This is a genomic window from Halomonas sp. 72, from assembly GCF_052379785.1.
GTDB lineage: Bacteria > Pseudomonadota > Gammaproteobacteria > Pseudomonadales > Halomonadaceae > Vreelandella > Vreelandella citrativorans.
The window spans coordinates 1-349 of sequence record NZ_JBQSYY010000062.1; the positions used below are offsets into that span (position 1 = coordinate 1).

Consider the following 349-nt stretch of genomic DNA (forward strand, 5'->3'; position numbering starts at 1 on the left):
TGTTGACCGACATGAGCAACCTCAGTGGCGAGGCAAATACACCCGTGCCAAGTGGCTCGATGCGGTTTGTCGCCGTGTTCCCCAGGGCGCGATCATTGGCATGGAAGCATGTGCCACAGCGCATTACTGGGCACGTCAGCTCCAGGCGCGTGGCTACCAGGTCAAACTGGTGGCTGCCCAGTTCGTAAAACCGTACGTCAAGACGAATAAAAATGACCGGGCCGATGCTGAAGCGATTTGTGAAGCCCTCGGCCGACCCACGATGCGCTTCGTGGCGATAAAATCGGTTGAGCAACAGGATGCTCAGGCTACCCACCGAATCCGGGAAGAACTCATCAGTCAGCGGACG

At 57.6% G+C, this 349-nt stretch carries 1 protein-coding gene; it reads left to right on the top strand.

Annotated features, from left to right (window positions below; all coding sequences use genetic code 11):
- Positions 1-349, top strand: a 349-nt coding sequence (locus ACT3T6_RS17735) for an IS110 family transposase (RefSeq protein ID WP_444615293.1), incomplete at both ends; no start/stop codon positions are given.